Origin of the sequence: Streptomyces sp. NPDC050433 (assembly GCF_044458565.1) — a bacterium.
Lineage (GTDB): Bacteria > Actinomycetota > Actinomycetes > Streptomycetales > Streptomycetaceae > Streptomyces.
Genome location: NZ_JBITIB010000039.1, coordinates 41,919 through 57,170, shown reverse-complemented (window position 1 = coordinate 57,170; position 15,252 = coordinate 41,919). Strand labels below are relative to the sequence as shown.

The following is a 15,252-nucleotide window of genomic DNA, read 5'->3' as shown; positions in this document are numbered from 1 at the left end:
CCAGTTGCCTCCCCGGTTTCCCCAGTCCGCCGCAGAGGAAGTGACCCTCACCATGACCAGCACGGATGCAGCCATTGACGGCCACGAGGCCGTGGCGCTCCTGGAGCGTTCGCGCAGCGTCGTCCAGCCCGAACTGCGCGCGGCCGTTGATTCGCTGCCCCCTGCCGTACGCCGCGTCGCGAGGTACCACTTCGGCTGGGAGCGGGCCGACGGCTCGCCCTCGGGGGACGGCGCGGGGAAGGCGATCAGGCCCGCCCTCGTTCTCGCGGCGACGCGGGCCCTCGGCGGGGAGCCGCACCGGGCCGTCCCCGCTGCGGTCGCCGTGGAGCTGGCCCACAACTTCACCCTGCTGCACGACGACGTCATCGACGAGGACCCGACCCGCAGGCACCGGCCCACGGCCTGGACGGTCTTCGGCACCACCGACGCGATCGTCGTCGGCGACGCCTTGCAGGCGCTGGCGCTGCGGCTGCTGGCCGAGGACCGCCATCCGGTCGCGTCGCGGGCCGCCGTGCGGCTCACCGGCTGTGTCATCGAGCTGTGCGCCGGACAGCAGACGGACTGCGCGCTGGAGCTGCGCGGGCCGAACGATGTCTCGCTGGACGAGTGCTTGACGATGGCGATGGCCAAGACCGGTGCGCTGCTGGGTACTTCATGTGCTCTCGGCGCGCTCTACGCGGACGCGGGCGACGAGGCGGTGGTGGCGCTGGACGCTTTCGGGCGGGAGGCGGGGCTGGCCTTCCAGCTGATCGACGATCTCATCGGGATCTGGGGCGACCCGGACCGTACGGGCAAGCCGGCCGGCGCCGATCTGGCCGCCCACAAGAAGTCGCTGCCGGTCGTCGCCGCCCTGGTGTCGGGGCACCCGGCCGCCGAGGAACTGGCCGATCTCTACCGGCGGCCGATGGACGAGGCCGCCGTCGCGCGGGCGGCGTCGGCGGTCGAGCGGGCCGGCGGGCGCGCCTGGGCGCAGGCCCAGGCGGCGGACCGGATGTCCCGCGCGGTTCACCAACTCTCCCTGGCGGTACCGGATCTGGCGAAGGCGGGTGATCTGCTGGCCCTGGCCGAATACGTCACACGCCGCACTCGCTAGAGCGGGTCCGGCGGTCAGGGCGTGGGTGGGAAAGACGCTTGCGTAACCACTACGTGTGAAGCACTATGGGTGAAGTGGTCATGTGCCGCGCCCCTGGACGGGTTCCGGGTTCCGGGGTGCGCGGTCGTCGTAACGTGACACCTTCTGTCGCCCATCGCAAAAGAGGACCGGCTTGCGCAAGCTCAGCTATTTCATCGCCGTATCGATCGACGGTTACATTGGCGATCCCAGCGGTGAGGCGGAGTTCTTCACCCGCTTCGTCGACGAGGAGTTCTTCGGATTCCTGAAGGAGGAGTATCCGGAGACGCTGCCGACCCCCGGCCGCCGGCCGCTCGGCATCGACCACCTGGAGAACAAGCAGTTCGACACCATCATCCAGGGCAGGCGCTCCTACGGGGTGGCCCTGGACGCGGGTATCACCAGTCCGTACGCGCATATGCGCCAGCTCGTGGCGTCGCGCACGCTCACGAGCACCGACCCGGCCGTGGAGATCGTCTCGGGGGACGTCGCCGCGAAGATCAGGGAGCTGAAGCGGGAGGACGGTCTCGGGATCTACCTCTGCGGCGGCGCGAATCTCGCCTCCGAGCTGGTCGACGAGGTGGACGAGCTGGTCATCAAGACCTATCCGCTCATCCTCGGCTCCGGAATGCCCATGTTCGGGTCGGCTTACGCCCAGACCGAGTTCGCGCTGGAGTCCCACCGCGTCTTCGGCAACGGAGTGGTCGTCAGGACGTACAGCCGCAAGCGGTGAAGCCGTGAAGTGGTGAAGCGGTGACCCACGCGGCGGTGGAGCGTCCCGTACCGCTACAGTCCGCGCCATGACAGCGGAGTCGACGGAGTCATGGGCGGGTTGGTATCGGGACCGCCGCGGTGCGGAACCCATCGCGATCATCGCGGACGGGCGGCAAGTCCGCACCCATATCAGGGGAGTTGCTTACGAGGGGGCCGATTTCTCCGGGCTCGAGCCCACGGACGCGGGCGGGGTGCTGTCCTCCTGCGTACTGGAGTGGGACATACCCGTGCCCGTCACCGCGGCCGGTACGGTCCAACAGGCCACTCTCAGCTGCCTGTTGACGCTCGGTGAGCGCCCCTCGGGCGCGCCGTCCGGGCGCGCGGAGCTGAGCCTCACTCTGCGCTGCGGCGGCGCGGCCTACGAGTCGGGGATCGTCGGGGCGGGGTTCCGGGACGCCCTCGACCGCATCAAGCGGCAGTTGCCGGACGACACGGAACTCGAAGGCAGGATCCCGGTCAGCGCCTGACCCTCTCGCGAAGGCTCGAACCGCCCCGGCAGGTGCACGACGCCTGCCGGGGCGGTTGCTTTCTGCCTCCATCATTGTTCTAGTAGTATGCGAACAAGGGAGGTTTTATGAACCAGGCTCGTATCCGTCTCGCGTCCGTCACCGTCGCGCCGTTCGTGCTGGCGCTCGCTGTCCAGCTGGCCGTTCTTCTTGCCGTCGGGGACCGGCTGCCCGACTCGCTCGCCACCCACTTCGACCTCTCCGGTGACGCCGACCGCGACCCCATGTCCCGCACGGCGGCCCTCATCGGCACCGTCCTGCTCTTCGCCGGAATCGGCGCCCTGTGGGCCGTGTCGGCATTCGGCAGCCCCCTCACCGCGCGCGGCATGCGCTGGCTGACGGCGGGCGGCTGGGCGCTCAACGGGTTCCTGGGCTACGGGCTCACCGCGACACTCCTCGCCAACCTCGACGCGACCGACAGCTCCGCCGTCCACTTCCCGCCGTGGCAGCTCGGCGTCGCCACGGCCGTCGCCCTGGCGGCGGGCGGCGTGGGCCTGCTGCTCACCCGCTTCGTACCGGACCCCCGCACCGAACCCACCGGGGACGACGGCGTGAGCCGGATCGACCTGGCCGACGGTGAACTGGCCGGCTGGTCCCGGCGTACGGGCTCGGGCGCGCTGCTCGCGGTGGGTCTGCTGACGCTGCTCGCCGGGGTGTTCGTCGCGGTCACCGTCAGCTGGCGGTACGGTCCTTTCGTGTTCGTCATCGGCCTGCTGGCCCTGGTCTTCGCCTCCGCGCGCGTGTCGGTCGACCGGCACGGACTCACCGTCGACATGGGCGCGCTGTCCTGGCCGCGGGTCCGCGTGCCGCTGGACGGCGTCGATACGGCGAGCAGCCGCCGGATCAACGCGGTGGCCGACTTCGGCGGCTGGGGCTACCGGATCCGGCACAACCGCACCGGATTCATCATGCGCTCGGGGGAGGCGATCGTGGTGCGCCGGACCGACGGCCGCGAGTTCGCCGTCACGGTCGGCGATTCCGCGACGGCCGCCGCGCTGCTCAACACCCTCGTCGACCGGCGGAAGAGGAGCTGACGTGCTCTTCCGGGTGGACCCGGCGTCCTCGGTGCCGCTCGGCGACCAGATCGCGGGATCCGTGCGCGGCGCCATCGCCGACGGCACGGTGAATCCGGGCGATCGTCTCCCGGCGGCGCGGGCCCTCGCCGACTCCCTCGGCGTCAACGTCCATACGGTGCTCCGCGGTTACCAGCGGCTGCGCGAGGAGGGCCTGATCGAACTCCGCAGGGGCCGGGGCGCTGTGGTCGTACCCGGTCCGGTCTCGCCCGGCCGGGCCAGGATGCTGGAGCGGGTACGCGAACTGTGCGCCGAGGCACGCGAGTTGGGGATGTCCGATGAGGAGCTGCTGTCCATGGTGCGGCTGAGCCTGACGAACTGACGAACTGACGCAGGACGGCGAGGCGAAAGCACTCCGGGCGTGCCAGTACTCGACAGCGAGTACCGGCACGCCCGGTAGGTGCCTGATCCGGTGGGGGGTGGGTGCGATCCGCTGAGCAGCGGCGGATCAGCGACGGATCAGGAAGCCTTGGCGAGCGCGGCGGCGAAGCCGTTCGCCCACAGGGAGTTGACCTGGTTGCGCTCGGCCTGGTCGGGCTGCGAGTTGGTGCAGGACGGGCCGGGGCCGCCGCCCGACATCAGCTTGCTGCACGGGGCCGTGTAGTTGTCCGGCAGGCCGAGCACGTGCCCGGTCTCGTGGGCGGTCACGCGGAGGGAGTCGTACACCTGGTTCTGCGCGTAGTCCAGGAAGATGTAGCCGCGGCCGTGCCCGTCGGTGCTCGCGTAAGAGCCGCGCGGGTCGTTGCCCTCGTGGTAGGTGAAGTCGGCGTTGCCGCCCTGCTGGAGCTTCACGTTGGCGACCGCGTTGTTCCAGATCGAGGTGCTGCTGGCTATCTGGCCCGCGAACGACGGGGCGCCGGAGGCGTCGTACACGACCGTGACGGCGCGGGCGCCGGGGTTCGCGGCACGCTTCTCGGCCACCGACTTCATGACCGCCTCGTAGAAGGCCTTGGTCGCGGCGGCGTCTTCCGGCGAACCCTCGTACGCGGCGTACGAGTTGGTGGCGGGCGCGGCGCTGGTGGGGTCAGCGGCGGCGGCCGGGGCGGCGGTGAGGGCGGTCGCGAAGGCGAGAGAGATTCCGGCGATCGCGGAAACGGCCGTCTTGGGGTATCTCATGTGGGGGGCTCCTACTCGTCCGTCGAACGGATTCGGTAGGGAGAGTGTCGTGCCTCACAGCGCCGTCGCGGATGATGCCGAAGGGCGATAACACCAGAGCATCACCCCCCGCGTCGGCGCGCCCAATTTTCAACGAAGGAAAGCCAATTACCGCCTTTTGGGTCCCTGGCGTGACGCAAAGGGCAGGCCTACTCTTCGGTACATGGAGCTGGAGGTCAGGCATTTGCGCGCGCTGTGCGCCATAGCCGACGCGGGGAGCCTGCACAAAGCGGCCCGGCAACTCGGCATGAGCCAGCCGTCCCTGACGACGCAGCTGCGGCGGATCGAGAACTCCCTCGGCGCCGAGCTGTTCTTCCGTGAACGCACCGGCTGCCGCCCGACGTTGCTCGGACACTCCGTACTCAGCCGCGCGCGTCCGCTCGTCGCCGGGATGGCCGTCCTCGTCAGCGAGGCGCGAGCGGCGGCCGACCGGTCGGCAGGGCCCCGGCTGCGTATCGGCTCCACGGCCAGCCGCGCACTGGCGGGCTGGCTGCGCCGGCTGCGCGAGCGGCTGCCGGGCACGGACATCTCGCTCCAGATGGACGTCTCGGCGAACGCGCTGCTGCACCAGGTCGCCGGCGGCGGGCTCGACGTGGCGTTCGTGCATGAAGTGGAGGGCTGTCCGCTGCGGGTGCCGCCGGGGCTCGACCGGCGCGTACTGGTCGAGCGGGAGCCGCAGTTCATCTCGCTGGCGCGGGACCACCCGGCGGCGGGCAGCCAGATCGTCGAGCTGGCCGACCTGGCGGCCGACCGGTGGATGATCGACCCGACCGTGGACGGTGAATGGGACGGTCTGCGGCGCGTGCTGGGCGCGGCCGGGCTCAACCCGCCTGTCCTGCACGGGGATTACCTGACCGCCTCGTCGCTGATCGCGGTCGGCGAGGCGATAGCGCCCTGCCAGCCGACCTCGGTCCCGCGCGAGGACATGGTCGTACGGCCGCTGCGGGACGACCCGTTGGCGGTGCGGCTGCTGCTGTTCTCGCGGCCGGGGGCGTACGAGGGCGCGGGCGTCGCGGGTGCGGGTGCTGTCCCCGGCGCGGACGGTCCCGGCGGCGCCGAGGTGTACGCGGACCTGGAGGCGGCCTACCGCGAGGCGGCGTTGCAGGCCGTCGTCTACCGCCAGTGGCTCATGCGCAACAAGAGCCCCCTGCTGCACGCGCCCGCGGCCTGAGCCGCCAACTGTCGCGCGACGTCCGCCTCTTGGCCATGGGGTTAGTAATCCGCGCAGGCACCTGCTAACTTTTCTTTGCATGTGCAGGAGGCCGCTATGAGCTCACCCGTGCCCACTGGCGACGACCTGGTGCGCGTACTGGCGACGCTGTCCAATCCCCACCGGCTGCGCGTCGTCGCGGCACTCGCCGGGGGACGCAACTACGTCAGCCGGCTGGCCAGGGAGCTGGACATCAGCAGGGCGCTGCTCCAGGTCCATCTCAAGAAGCTCGAAGCGGCGGGTCTGGTGACCTCGCGGCTGGAGCTGTCGGAGGACGGGAAAGCCATGAAGTTCTACGAGGTGAACGCGTTCGCGGTCCATTTGACGCCGCAGGACATCGTCACCGCCGTACAGACGCTGACGCTGACGAATCAGAAGGACGAGAGAGACGGGAAAGGAGCCGCCCGATGAACGATCACGAGTGGCAGGAAGTCATCGGAGCCGTAGGACTGTTCGCGCTCCTGTTGATCGTGGTGACGCTGACCCTGTGGCACTTCACCGTGGGCCGCCGGGCCCGCGAGGCCAGGGCGGAAGGGAACGAGTACCGCCGGCTGGCCACCCAGGCCGTAGAGGGCCAGCAGCGTACGGAGAAGCAGCTCGCCGACCTCGGCCGGCAGCTCACCGATCTGCAGAGCCGCACCGGATCGCTGGAACGGATCCTGAAGGACGTGGAATAGCCGGCCGGCTCCACTCACGAAAACGCCGGGCCGTCGAGCGGCAACTCGACGACCCGGCCACAGAAGGACGCTCCACCTCGCCGAACGGCGAGCTCCACGGATACGACCCTCCGGATGAAGGAGAGCAGCTCATGCTGCGCCGAATCAAGTCAGAGCACGACCCCGCCGACCAACCCGCCGACGCCGCCGACCCCGCCGGCCCCGCCGGCCCCGCAGACCAACCCGTACGCCCCGGACTCGTGGAGTCCGTCGCCGGCTGGTCCGCCAGGAACCGTACGGCGGCCATCGCCGGCTGGCTGCTGCTGGTCGTGGTCGCCGTCATGTCCAGCTCCTTCCTCCCCGGCGACCAGGTCAGCGCCACCGACCCCGGCGAGGCCGGCCGCGGTCAGCGGATGGTCGCCGCGCAGGACGCGGGCGGCTCGATACGTGAGAACGTGATGATCCGTCCCGCCGCGGGCGCGAGCCCCGGGGCCGGGCGCGCCGCCACCGAGGACCTGGTCGCGGCCCTGCGCGAAACCCCCGACGCCGTACGGGACATCGGCTCGCCGCTCGGCGCGCACGGTGGACGCTGGGTCTCCGAGGACGGCACGGCCGACCTCGTCACCTTCGAAATCGCCGGTCCCGACGCCCAGTTGGGCGCCCACTACGACACCGCGAGCGCAGCCGTCCGGAAGGTGGCGCGGCAGCACCCCGAGGCGCGCGTCGACCAGGCCGGTGACTCCAGCCTCTCCTCGGCCGTCGACGACGGCATCAAGGACGACATGAAGCGTGCCGAGACCACCTCCCTGCCGCTCACCGTCGTCATCCTGCTCGTGGTGTTCGGCTCGCTGGTCGCCGCAGGGATCCCGCTGCTGCTGTCGGCGACCGCCGTCGCCGCCGCGTTCGGACTGCTGGACACGCTCGGCCGGTGGGTGCCGTTCAACAGCGCCGCCTCCGCGATCGTGCTGCTCATCGGCATGGCCGTGGGCATCGACTACTCGCTGTTCCATCTGCGCCGTGTCCGTGAGGAACGCGCCGCCGGGCGCTCGGTCCAGGAGGCGCTGCGCATCGCGGCCCGCACCTCGGGCCATGCCGTCGTGGTGTCGGGGCTGACCGTGATGGTGTGCATGACCGGTCTGCTGTTCACCGGCGTCGACGTGTTCAAAGGGCTCACCCTCGGCACCGTCCTGGTGGTCGGTCTGGCGGTGCTCGGCTCGGTGACGGTGCTGCCCGCGCTCGTGGCCGCGCTGGGGGACCGCGTCGACCTCGGCAGAATCCCGTGGCTGGGGCGGCGGCGTACGGCGGCGGGCCGGTCGCGGATCTGGACGGCCGTGGCGGGCAGGGTCGTACGGCGACCGCTGCTCACCGGAGGTACGGCGGCTCTCCTGCTGGCCGTCATGGCCCTGCCGGCGTTCGGGATGCACCTCCAGGACGCCACACAGATCCAGAGCCTGCCGCGCGGTGTCTCCGCGGCGGCCGACGCGGGCGCCCGTATGCAGCAGATGTTCCCCGGAGCGGCCACGGCCGCGCGCGTCGTGGTGTCGGCGGACACTCCCGGCGTACGGGAGGCGGCCGACGCGCTGCACGAGCAGGCCGCGCGGAGCGAGGGGGCGCTGCGCGAGCCGATCACGACGGTGCCGGCCGGCGACGCGCTGGTGGTACGGGTGCCGCTGGCCGGGGCCGGTACGGATCCGGAGTCGACACGCGCCCTGGAATTCCTGCGGGAGCGTGCGGTCCCGGCGACGGTGGGGGCGGTGGAGGGCGTGGAGGTCGCCGTCGCGGGCCGGACCGCCATGCCGTACGACTTCGCGCGGCAGGTGAACGCGCGGACGCCGATGGTCTTCGCCTTCGTCCTCGTCCTGGCCTTCGTCCTGCTGGCCGTCGCCTTCCGCTCGCTCGCCCTGCCGCTCGTGTCGATCGCGCTGAACCTGCTGTCGATCGGGGCGGCGTACGGGGTGCTCGTCGCGGTCTTCCAGGGAGGCCGGCTGGAGTCGCTGCTCGACTTCAACGCCTATGGCGGCGTGGTGAGTTGGCTGCCGCTGTTCATGTTCATCATTCTGTTCGGGCTGAGCATGGACTACCACATCTTCATCCTCAGCCGGATCCGTGAGCGGTGGTCGGGCTCGCCGGGTGGCCCGGACGGCACCCGCGAGGCGATCGTCGGCGGCATCGCGGCCAGCGCGGGGGTCGTGACCAGCGCCGCCGCCATCATGGTGGGGGTCTTCTCGGTCTTCACGACGCTGTCCGCGATCGAGTACAAGATGCTCGGTACGGGGATGGCGGTGGCGATCCTCATCGACGCGACGGTCGTGCGGGGCGTACTGCTGCCGGCGTCGCTCGCGCTGCTCGGGGACCGGGCGTGGACGCTGCCGGGGCGGCGGGCGGGGCGTACGGCGCGGGCGGGGCGGGCGGGGCGGACTGCGGGCGCGCGTCGCGCCGAGGAGTCAGCCGGTCATGAGTACGCGCCGAGCACGACCCGTGCCTGATCGCGGGCGAGCCCGAGCGCGTCGGGGAAGACGCCCAGCCCGTGGGCGACGAGCGCGCCCTCGTGCAGGAGCATGAGCGTGCGGGCGAGGCGGTCGGCCGTCCGGGACGCGGTCGCCTCGCCCGGCGCCGTGATCTCCCGCGCGAGGGAGGCGAACAGCCCCAGCATCCACGCCTTCTGACCGGTGATCACCGCGTACGCCGGATGCTCGGGGTCGTCGATCTCGGCGTGGGCGTTGACCATGCTGCACCCGCGTGCGCCGTTCGCCTCCGCCCAGGCGCGCGAGGCGTCGAAGACCGCGAGGACGTGTTCGGCGGGTGACGGGGGCGCGGCGGCCAGCCGCTCGTCCAGGAAGGCGCGCCAGCGCTCGTCGCGGCCGGCCAGATACTCGACGACGATCTGCTCCTTCGAGCCGAACCGGTCGTAGAGCGTCTTCTTGGTGACCCCGGCCTCGGCGGCGATGCGGTCGACACCGACGGCGTGGATGCCGTGTTCGTAGAACAGCCGCGACGCGGCGTCCAGGGCCCGGCGCGCGCCGGGGGTCACGACGATCCGGTGGGGCGGGCGGCGAGGCGGTGCCGACCGTTTCGGAGTGCTGTTCTTGCCCATGGAAAAAAGTATACCGCTCTGTATAGTGAAGGAGATGAGTAAACAGATCGGTCTACCTGTCTCTCCGGCCACCGGCGGTGTCCTGCCGTGAACCTCCTTCTCTCCGCCGCCTTCGTCGTCTGCTGGAGTTCGGGCTTCATCGGCGCCAAGCTCGGCGCGGGCAGCGCCGACGCCGTCACGATCCTGATGTGGCGCTTCCTGCCCCTGGCGCTGGTCCTCGGGGCGGTGGCCGTCGTCCGCGCCCGCGCGGCCTGGCGCGGGCTGACCGTGCGCGATCTGCTGCGCCAGTGCCTGATCGGCGCGCTGTCGCAGAGCGGCTACCTCCTCACCGTCTACTACGCGATCCAGCTCGGCGTCTCCAGCGGCACGACCGCCCTGATCGACGGGACACAGCCGCTCGTCGCGGGAGCGCTGGCCGGGCCCCTGCTGCGCAGTCACGTCTCCGGGCGCCAGTGGCTGGGACTGTGCCTCGGCGTGACGGGAGTGCTCGTGGTGACGTCGGCGGACGCGGCGGCGGTGGAGGGTGTGGCGCCGTGGGCGTACGCCGTGCCGTTCCTCGGCATGCTGTCGCTGGTCGCCGCCACGTTCCTGGAGAGCCGCACCCGCAGGACGGTCGCGCCGTCCGTGGCGATGACGATCCACTGCGGCACGAGCGCCGTCGTCTTCACCGCCCTCGCCGCCGTCGCGGGCGCGGCGGTGCCGCCCGCCGAGACGTCGTTCTGGCTGGCGGTCGGCTGGCTGGTGCTGCTGGCGACGTTCGGTGGATACGGCCTGTACTGGCTGGTCCTGCGCCGGTCCGGGGTGCTGCGGGTGAACACTCTGATGTTCCTCATGGCGCCGGTCACGGCCGTCTGGGGCGCGGTCATGTTCGGTGAGCCCTTCGGGCCGCAGACGGCCGCCGGCCTCGCCGTCGCGCTGATCGCGGTGGCGGTGGTACGGGGCGGGGTGACCGGGCGAAACTCCGGTGACGTCCCGGCCCGTCGCGCCGACAATGGCACGCGGGTGTGACCGCGAGAGCTGTCGCCCCCCGATGACCCACAACTGGCAAGGAGTGACCCCATGGTGCGGCGCACGACCGTCCCCAGCCTCTTCCCGCCGCCCGGCTATGCGCACGCGGCCGTCGTCGAGACCGACACGCGCCTGGCGTTCATGGCCGGATCCGTACCGCTCGACAAGGACGGCACGCTCGTCGGGCCGGGCGACTTCGCCGCGCAGACCGAGCAGGTACTCGCCAACCTGGAGACGGCGCTGCACGCCATCGGCAGCGATCTGAGCCGGGTGATATCCACCGACGTGTACGTGGTCGCCACGGACCCGGCGGACCTGAGCCGGGTCTGGGACGTCGTCCACGCGTCGGGCCTCACCACGGGGCCGCACACCTCCACACTGCTCGGGGTCGCCTGCCTCGGCTACACGGGCCAGTTGGTGGAGATCACGGCGGTGGCCGAGGCCGGCGCGGCGACGGATTCGGATTCGGATTCGGGGGAGTGAGGACCGCCGCCTTCGCCGCCGCCGTGGTCCTGGTGACCCTTGCCGGCTGTTCCGCCGCCGACGAAGCGCCCGACACCTCCGCGTACACCGACGGCACCCGCGTGCCGAAGGTCGAGCAGGAGGAAGACATCCCCGAACTTCCCCTCGCCCGCTACGAGTTCGGCGACAGCGAGACCCAGCGCATGACGCGGGCCCAGGCACGCACCGCACAGCGCTGCATGGCCGACTTCGGCTTCGCGGACTTCCCACTCGACCCCGCCCTGCCCGACGCGATGAACATCGCCGGGGGCCGGCTGGTGGCCGTGGCGATGGCGACCCCGTTCGGCGAACTCGACCTCGACGAGGCCCGGCGCTGGGGCTACGGCTGGGACCCGAAGCCGTCCGACGACGGTAACGGGAAGAAGGACCGCGCGATGACCGACGCGGAGTACCGGGTGTTCCACAACGTCGACCGCGCCACCGGTCGCACCCTCAACGGCCGCGAGGTCCCCGAGCACGGCTGCTCCGGCCAGGCCGCCGCCCGGCTCACCGAAGGGGTCGAGGACACCACCCGGATGTGGACCTACGCGTCGAGCCGGTCCGAGAAACTGGCCGGGACGGTGCGGAAGGATCCCGACGTGAGCGGGGCCCTGCGCACCTGGGCGGCCTGCGTCGAGGACAAGGGCTTCAAGCGGTACGAGGGCCGCGAGGAGGCCTTCCGCGACAAGGCGTGGCACCGGGACGACGACGGCAACACCCGCCGTACGCAACGGGAACGCGACACGGCCGTCGCCGACATCGAATGCGCCCGCGAGCACAACACGGTCGGGGTGTGGTGGGCCGGCGAGGCACGGGCCCAGTCGGCCGACGTCGAGACCCACCGGGCGGCGTACGAGGCGGTGCGGCGCGACCAGGACGTCGTACGGGCCAACGTCCGTGACATGTTGGGGAATTGAGCCCTCGCCGAGGGTGTGGGGCGGTGCCTGAGAAGGCGGAATGGTAGGGGAAACCCGACCGGTAAGTCTCGACTTGACCGTGCTGACCCCGATGCCGCCCGACGGCTGCAATGTCGAGGTGATTACTTGGCGAGTCGAACGAGAGAACAGCAGTCGGGCGGCCCCCTGGTGGTGGCCGGCGGGATGGCTGCTCGCCGCCGTGTGGGCGGCGGCCTTCCCCCTCTTCTCCGGTGTGGGGACGCACCGCGTGTGGGGCGTCTGCGCGGCGGGGGGTTACACGGCCGCCGCCGTCGCCGCGCGGGTGCTGCCCCGGCCGCTTGCCCTGAGGATCCCGGTCGCGGTCGCCCTGACCGGAGCGGTCGTACTGCCGCTGCTGCTCCTGCTCCTCACCGGCCAGGCGCAGTCCGAGGTCGATGTCATCGAGCGGTCCGGCCGGCTGCTCTACGAGCGGGGAACGCCGTATCTGGAGGCGCCCCGGCGGGTCGAGGAGTACACGCCGTATCTGCCGGGGATGGCGCTCCTCGGGATCCCGCGCGCTCTGCTCGGTGAACACGGGTGGGCGGCACGGTACTTCGGCGACGCGCGGGTGTGGTGCGCTGCGGTCTTCCTGGCGTGTCTGGTGGCGAGCCGGGGCGTCGTACGGCAGCCCTGTCTCGTACGGGGCGGCGGGGACGCGCGGTTCACCGCCGTGACGGCCGTGCTCACCGCCTCGCCCGTGGTGGCACTGCCCCTGTGCGTCAGCGGAGTCGATCTGCCGCTGGCCGGGCTGTGCGTGCTGGCCATCGCTTTCGCCGTACGCGGGCGGCCGGTGGCGGCCGGCCTGGTGCTCGCCGCCGCGTGCTCGCTCAAGTGGACGGCCTGGCCCGCGATTCCGGTCGTCGTGGCGCTGCTCGGCTGCGCGTGGGGTGCGCGGCAGGCGCTGCGGTGCGCGGGCACGGCGGTCGCCGGTACGGCCCTGCTCGTCCTGCCGAGCGCGCTGCTGTCGCCGGGGCCGATGGTCCAGCAGGTGCTCGCCTTTCCCACCGGGCGGGGCGAGTTGGCGACACCTGCGGCCAGCTCGCTGCCCGGCCGACTGCTCGCCGAGCAGGGCGCGATGGGGTGGGCGGCGGCGATGGCGCTGCTCGTGTGCGGTGCGATCGGCGTCGGTGTCTCGCTCCTCGTGCGACCGCCCACGGACGCCGCGGCCGCCGCCGACCGGCTGGCCATCGGGCTCGCGATCGCGTCTCTGCTCGCCCCGGCGGGGCGGTTCGGCTATCTCGCGCTGCCCGTGCTGCTGGTGGTGTGGGCGCGGTCGGTGGACACGCCGGGGGCGCCGCCGGACGCTCCGCCCACTCCAATCCGCACGGACACCAGCAGCGTGCCGGTCGGCGGCGTCGGCAGCGTCGGCGGAGGGCGACCGTCATGACTTCAACTCTCGTCATCACCAACGACTTTCCACCCCGCCAAGGCGGCATCGAGACCTTCGTGCACGCGCTGACCACCCGAATGCCCGCCGACCGCGTCGTCGTCTACACGTCGGGCGAGCCCGGCGCCGCCGCGTACGACGCCACGCTGCCCTTCCCCGTCGTCCGGGACCGTGCCCACACCCTGCTGCCGACCCGGCGCGTCAGCCGGACCGCGAGCGAGATCGCGCGGAGCCACGGCTGCGACCGGGTCTGGTTCGGGGCGGCGGCCCCACTCGCTCACATGGCACCGGAGTTGCGGCGCGGCGGGATACGGCGCATGGTCGCCACCACCCACGGTCATGAGATCTGGTGGGCCCGTACGCCCGGCGCGCGGCAGGTCCTGCGGAGGGTGGGCGGGCAGGTGGACGTCGTCACCTACCTCGGTGAGTACACCCGCTCGCGTATCGCCCCCGCCCTGGGTCCCGGCGCGCGGATGAGCCGCCTCGTACCGGGCGTGGACCCGGCGGCGTTCCGGCCGGACCGGGCCGCCGGTCGCGCCCGCGACGTCCCCGACGTCCGGGACCGGCACGGGATCAGAGGGAAGAAGATCATCCTCTGTGTCTCACGGCTGGTCGCCCGCAAGGGCCAGGACGTCCTCGTACGAGCGCTGCCGCTCATCCGGCGGGCCGTACCGGAAGCGGCGCTGGTGCTCGTCGGCCAGGGCCCGGACGAACGGCGCCTGCGCGCACTCGCGCGCCGGCACGCCGACGGCGCCGTCGTCTTCGCCGGCGGCAAGAGCCATGCGCAGACGCCGGGTTACTACGCGGCGGCCGACGTCTTCGCGATGCCGTGCCGTACGCGCAAGGGCGGCCTGGAGGCCGAAGGGCTCGGCATCGTCTTCCTGGAGGCGGCGGCGAGCGGCCTCCCAGTGGTCGTCGGCGACTCCGGGGGAGCGCCGGACGCCGTGCTGGACGGCCGTACGGGGCGGGTGGTCGACGGCCGGGACGTGACATCGGTGGCGGAGACGCTGACCGAGCTGCTGCTCGCACCGGAGCGGGCGGGCGCGCTGGGGGAGGCGGGGCGGCGCTGGGTGACGGAGCAGTGGTCGTGGGAGGCATCGGCGCGGCATCTGACGCGCCTGCTCACGCCCGAGACACCCTGAGCGCACCCTGACAACCGCCGGTGCCGGCAACCCGTACCTCCCTGTCCGGGTCTCTCCTCGCGGACGGTCAACCCCGGTGATGAGGAGCTGACATGACAACACGACGACACAGGGCGGCGCGTACGAGTGTGGTGGGGCTGGCGGTGGCGGCGACCGCCGCCACCGTCCTCACGGCGCCAACCGCCCAGGCGTCGACGGGCCGCACCGGACACGAGGAGACCCGGCGGGCGCTGGAGGACGTCGTACGGGACGGCATCCCCGGCGTCGCGAGCCAGGCCCGCACCGGGAACCGCGTCTGGAAGGGGGCGGCGGGCGTCGGCAACCTCGGAACCGGCGCGCCGCGCGGCGCCGACGACCGGTTCCGGATCGCCGGCATCACCAAGACGTTCGTGGCGACCGTCATGCTCCAACTGGAGTCGGAGGGACGGCTCGACCGCCGACGACGCCAAGATCTACGACATCACCCAGCAGAACGCCTCTCAGACCTGGGCCGAGGGCGACATGATCTCCAGCGCGGGCGATCCGAACCGGTTGCTCACCGCGCTGATGCGCGGTGAGCTGCTGCGGCCCGGGCAGTTGAAGGCGATGAAGACGACGGTCTTCGACTCCGACTACGGCCTGGGCATCGAAAAGCCTGCGGCCAGCTGCGGAACCGAGATATGGGGCCACGGCGGCGGCTGGATCGGCTCGCTCTCGTACG

Annotated in this window: 17 protein-coding genes; 15 read left to right on the top strand and 2 right to left on the bottom strand. The window is 71.8% G+C overall.

All coding sequences use genetic code 11. The features are described from left to right. Nucleotides 1-52: 52 nt before the first annotated feature. The 5 genes from ACIBLA_RS33740 (at nucleotide 53) to ACIBLA_RS33720 (ending at nucleotide 3,786) form a co-directional block, all read left to right on the top strand. Complete coding sequence (locus tag ACIBLA_RS33740) at nucleotides 53-1,093, top strand: family 2 encapsulin nanocompartment cargo protein polyprenyl transferase (protein WP_363241204.1); 1,041 nt, start codon at nucleotides 53-55, stop codon at nucleotides 1,091-1,093. Between the two features lie 172 nt (nucleotides 1,094-1,265). Continuing rightward, nucleotides 1,266-1,844 carry a dihydrofolate reductase family protein gene (locus tag ACIBLA_RS33735; RefSeq protein ID WP_399200823.1) on the top strand — a complete coding sequence of 193 codons (579 nt, stop codon included), beginning with the start codon at nucleotides 1,266-1,268 and terminating at the stop codon, nucleotides 1,842-1,844. Between the two features lie 67 nt (nucleotides 1,845-1,911). Further along, the gene (locus tag ACIBLA_RS33730; RefSeq protein WP_363241206.1) at nucleotides 1,912-2,352 is read left to right on the top strand and encodes a DUF6304 family protein; all 441 of its coding nucleotides are present in this window, start codon (nucleotides 1,912-1,914) and stop codon (nucleotides 2,350-2,352) included. Between the two features lie 107 nt (nucleotides 2,353-2,459). Further along, complete coding sequence (locus ACIBLA_RS33725; RefSeq protein WP_399200822.1) at nucleotides 2,460-3,425, top strand: DUF1648 domain-containing protein; 966 nt, start codon at nucleotides 2,460-2,462, stop codon at nucleotides 3,423-3,425. Between the two features lies 1 nt (nucleotide 3,426). Continuing rightward, the gene (locus ACIBLA_RS33720; RefSeq protein ID WP_363241208.1) at nucleotides 3,427-3,786 is read left to right on the top strand and encodes a GntR family transcriptional regulator; all 360 of its coding nucleotides are present in this window, start codon (nucleotides 3,427-3,429) and stop codon (nucleotides 3,784-3,786) included. 137 nt (nucleotides 3,787-3,923) lie between these two features. On the opposite strand, the gene snpA is transcribed toward ACIBLA_RS33720, so the two are convergent. Then, nucleotides 3,924-4,580 carry a snapalysin gene (gene snpA, locus ACIBLA_RS33715; RefSeq protein WP_363241209.1) on the bottom strand — a complete coding sequence of 219 codons (657 nt, stop codon included), beginning with the start codon at nucleotides 4,578-4,580 and terminating at the stop codon, nucleotides 3,924-3,926. Between the two features lie 202 nt (nucleotides 4,581-4,782). Between snpA and ACIBLA_RS33710 the strand changes: the two genes are divergently transcribed. From ACIBLA_RS33710 to ACIBLA_RS33695, 4 genes are all read left to right on the top strand, one after another. Then, the gene (locus tag ACIBLA_RS33710) at nucleotides 4,783-5,790 is read left to right on the top strand and encodes a LysR family transcriptional regulator (RefSeq protein ID WP_363241210.1); all 1,008 of its coding nucleotides are present in this window, start codon (nucleotides 4,783-4,785) and stop codon (nucleotides 5,788-5,790) included. Nucleotides 5,791-5,886: 96 nt separating this feature from the next. Further along, nucleotides 5,887-6,240 carry a helix-turn-helix domain-containing protein gene (locus tag ACIBLA_RS33705; protein WP_363241211.1) on the top strand — a complete coding sequence of 118 codons (354 nt, stop codon included), beginning with the start codon at nucleotides 5,887-5,889 and terminating at the stop codon, nucleotides 6,238-6,240. Further along, the gene (locus ACIBLA_RS33700; RefSeq protein ID WP_363241212.1) at nucleotides 6,237-6,506 is read left to right on the top strand and encodes a hypothetical protein; all 270 of its coding nucleotides are present in this window, start codon (nucleotides 6,237-6,239) and stop codon (nucleotides 6,504-6,506) included. The genes ACIBLA_RS33705 and ACIBLA_RS33700 overlap by 4 nt, the downstream gene beginning before the upstream one ends. Before the next feature lie 131 nt (nucleotides 6,507-6,637). Continuing rightward, a complete protein-coding gene (locus tag ACIBLA_RS33695; protein ID WP_363241213.1) occupies nucleotides 6,638-8,971 on the top strand; it encodes an MMPL family transporter in 2,334 nt (777 codons plus the stop codon). Here the strand turns inward: ACIBLA_RS33695 and ACIBLA_RS33690 are convergent. Further along, nucleotides 8,938-9,579, bottom strand: a complete 642-nt coding sequence (locus ACIBLA_RS33690) for a TetR/AcrR family transcriptional regulator (RefSeq protein ID WP_399200821.1) — start codon at nucleotides 9,577-9,579, stop codon at nucleotides 8,938-8,940. The genes ACIBLA_RS33695 and ACIBLA_RS33690 overlap by 34 nt on opposite strands. 87 nt (nucleotides 9,580-9,666) lie before the next feature. Here ACIBLA_RS33690 and ACIBLA_RS33685 point away from each other — a divergent pair, with 87 nt between their 5' ends. The 6 genes from ACIBLA_RS33685 to ACIBLA_RS33660 all read left to right on the top strand — a co-directional run bounded on the left by ACIBLA_RS33685 (nucleotide 9,667) and on the right by ACIBLA_RS33660 (nucleotide 15,109). After that, nucleotides 9,667-10,587 (top strand): DMT family transporter, encoded by a 921-nt coding sequence (locus ACIBLA_RS33685; protein WP_399200820.1) that lies wholly within the window; start codon nucleotides 9,667-9,669, stop codon nucleotides 10,585-10,587. Between the two features lie 51 nt (nucleotides 10,588-10,638). Beyond that, entirely contained in the window at nucleotides 10,639-11,070 is a 432-nt protein-coding gene (locus ACIBLA_RS33680) for a RidA family protein (protein WP_399200819.1), read from the top strand. Next, on the top strand, nucleotides 11,067-12,005 hold the full coding sequence (locus ACIBLA_RS33675) for a hypothetical protein (RefSeq protein ID WP_399200818.1): 939 nt from the start codon (nucleotides 11,067-11,069) through the stop codon (nucleotides 12,003-12,005). Before ACIBLA_RS33680 ends, ACIBLA_RS33675 begins: the two co-directional genes overlap by 4 nt. A 79-nt stretch (nucleotides 12,006-12,084) precedes the next feature. After that, nucleotides 12,085-13,410, top strand: coding sequence for a glycosyltransferase 87 family protein (locus ACIBLA_RS33670; RefSeq protein ID WP_399200828.1), 1,326 nt, complete (start codon nucleotides 12,085-12,087; stop codon nucleotides 13,408-13,410). Further along, on the top strand, nucleotides 13,407-14,552 hold the full coding sequence (locus ACIBLA_RS33665) for a glycosyltransferase family 4 protein (RefSeq protein ID WP_363241219.1): 1,146 nt from the start codon (nucleotides 13,407-13,409) through the stop codon (nucleotides 14,550-14,552). Before ACIBLA_RS33670 ends, ACIBLA_RS33665 begins: the two co-directional genes overlap by 4 nt. Before the next feature lie 92 nt (nucleotides 14,553-14,644). Continuing rightward, on the top strand, nucleotides 14,645-15,109 hold the full coding sequence (locus tag ACIBLA_RS33660) for a serine hydrolase (protein WP_399200817.1): 465 nt from the start codon (nucleotides 14,645-14,647) through the stop codon (nucleotides 15,107-15,109). The last annotated feature ends 143 nt before the right edge of the window (nucleotides 15,110-15,252 follow it).

What these genes read in the sequence shown, in the direction of transcription:
- ACIBLA_RS33740 (WP_363241204.1), top strand. Translation starts at nt 53, where the DNA reads ATGACCAGCACGGATGCAGCCATTGACGGCCACGAGGCCGTGGCGCTC.
- ACIBLA_RS33730 (WP_363241206.1), top strand. Translation starts at nt 1,912, where the DNA reads ATGACAGCGGAGTCGACGGAGTCATGGGCGGGTTGGTATCGGGACCGC.
- ACIBLA_RS33725 (WP_399200822.1), top strand. Translation starts at nt 2,460, where the DNA reads ATGAACCAGGCTCGTATCCGTCTCGCGTCCGTCACCGTCGCGCCGTTC.
- snpA (WP_363241209.1), bottom strand. Translation starts at nt 4,580, where the DNA reads ATGAGATACCCCAAGACGGCCGTTTCCGCGATCGCCGGAATCTCTCTC.
- ACIBLA_RS33710 (WP_363241210.1), top strand. Translation starts at nt 4,783, where the DNA reads ATGGAGCTGGAGGTCAGGCATTTGCGCGCGCTGTGCGCCATAGCCGAC.
- ACIBLA_RS33705 (WP_363241211.1), top strand. Translation starts at nt 5,887, where the DNA reads ATGAGCTCACCCGTGCCCACTGGCGACGACCTGGTGCGCGTACTGGCG.
- ACIBLA_RS33700 (WP_363241212.1), top strand. Translation starts at nt 6,237, where the DNA reads ATGAACGATCACGAGTGGCAGGAAGTCATCGGAGCCGTAGGACTGTTC.
- ACIBLA_RS33695 (WP_363241213.1), top strand. Translation starts at nt 6,638, where the DNA reads ATGCTGCGCCGAATCAAGTCAGAGCACGACCCCGCCGACCAACCCGCC.
- ACIBLA_RS33690 (WP_399200821.1), bottom strand. Translation starts at nt 9,579, where the DNA reads ATGGGCAAGAACAGCACTCCGAAACGGTCGGCACCGCCTCGCCGCCCG.
- ACIBLA_RS33680 (WP_399200819.1), top strand. Translation starts at nt 10,639, where the DNA reads ATGGTGCGGCGCACGACCGTCCCCAGCCTCTTCCCGCCGCCCGGCTAT.
- ACIBLA_RS33665 (WP_363241219.1), top strand. Translation starts at nt 13,407, where the DNA reads ATGACTTCAACTCTCGTCATCACCAACGACTTTCCACCCCGCCAAGGC.
- ACIBLA_RS33660 (WP_399200817.1), top strand. Translation starts at nt 14,645, where the DNA reads ATGACAACACGACGACACAGGGCGGCGCGTACGAGTGTGGTGGGGCTG.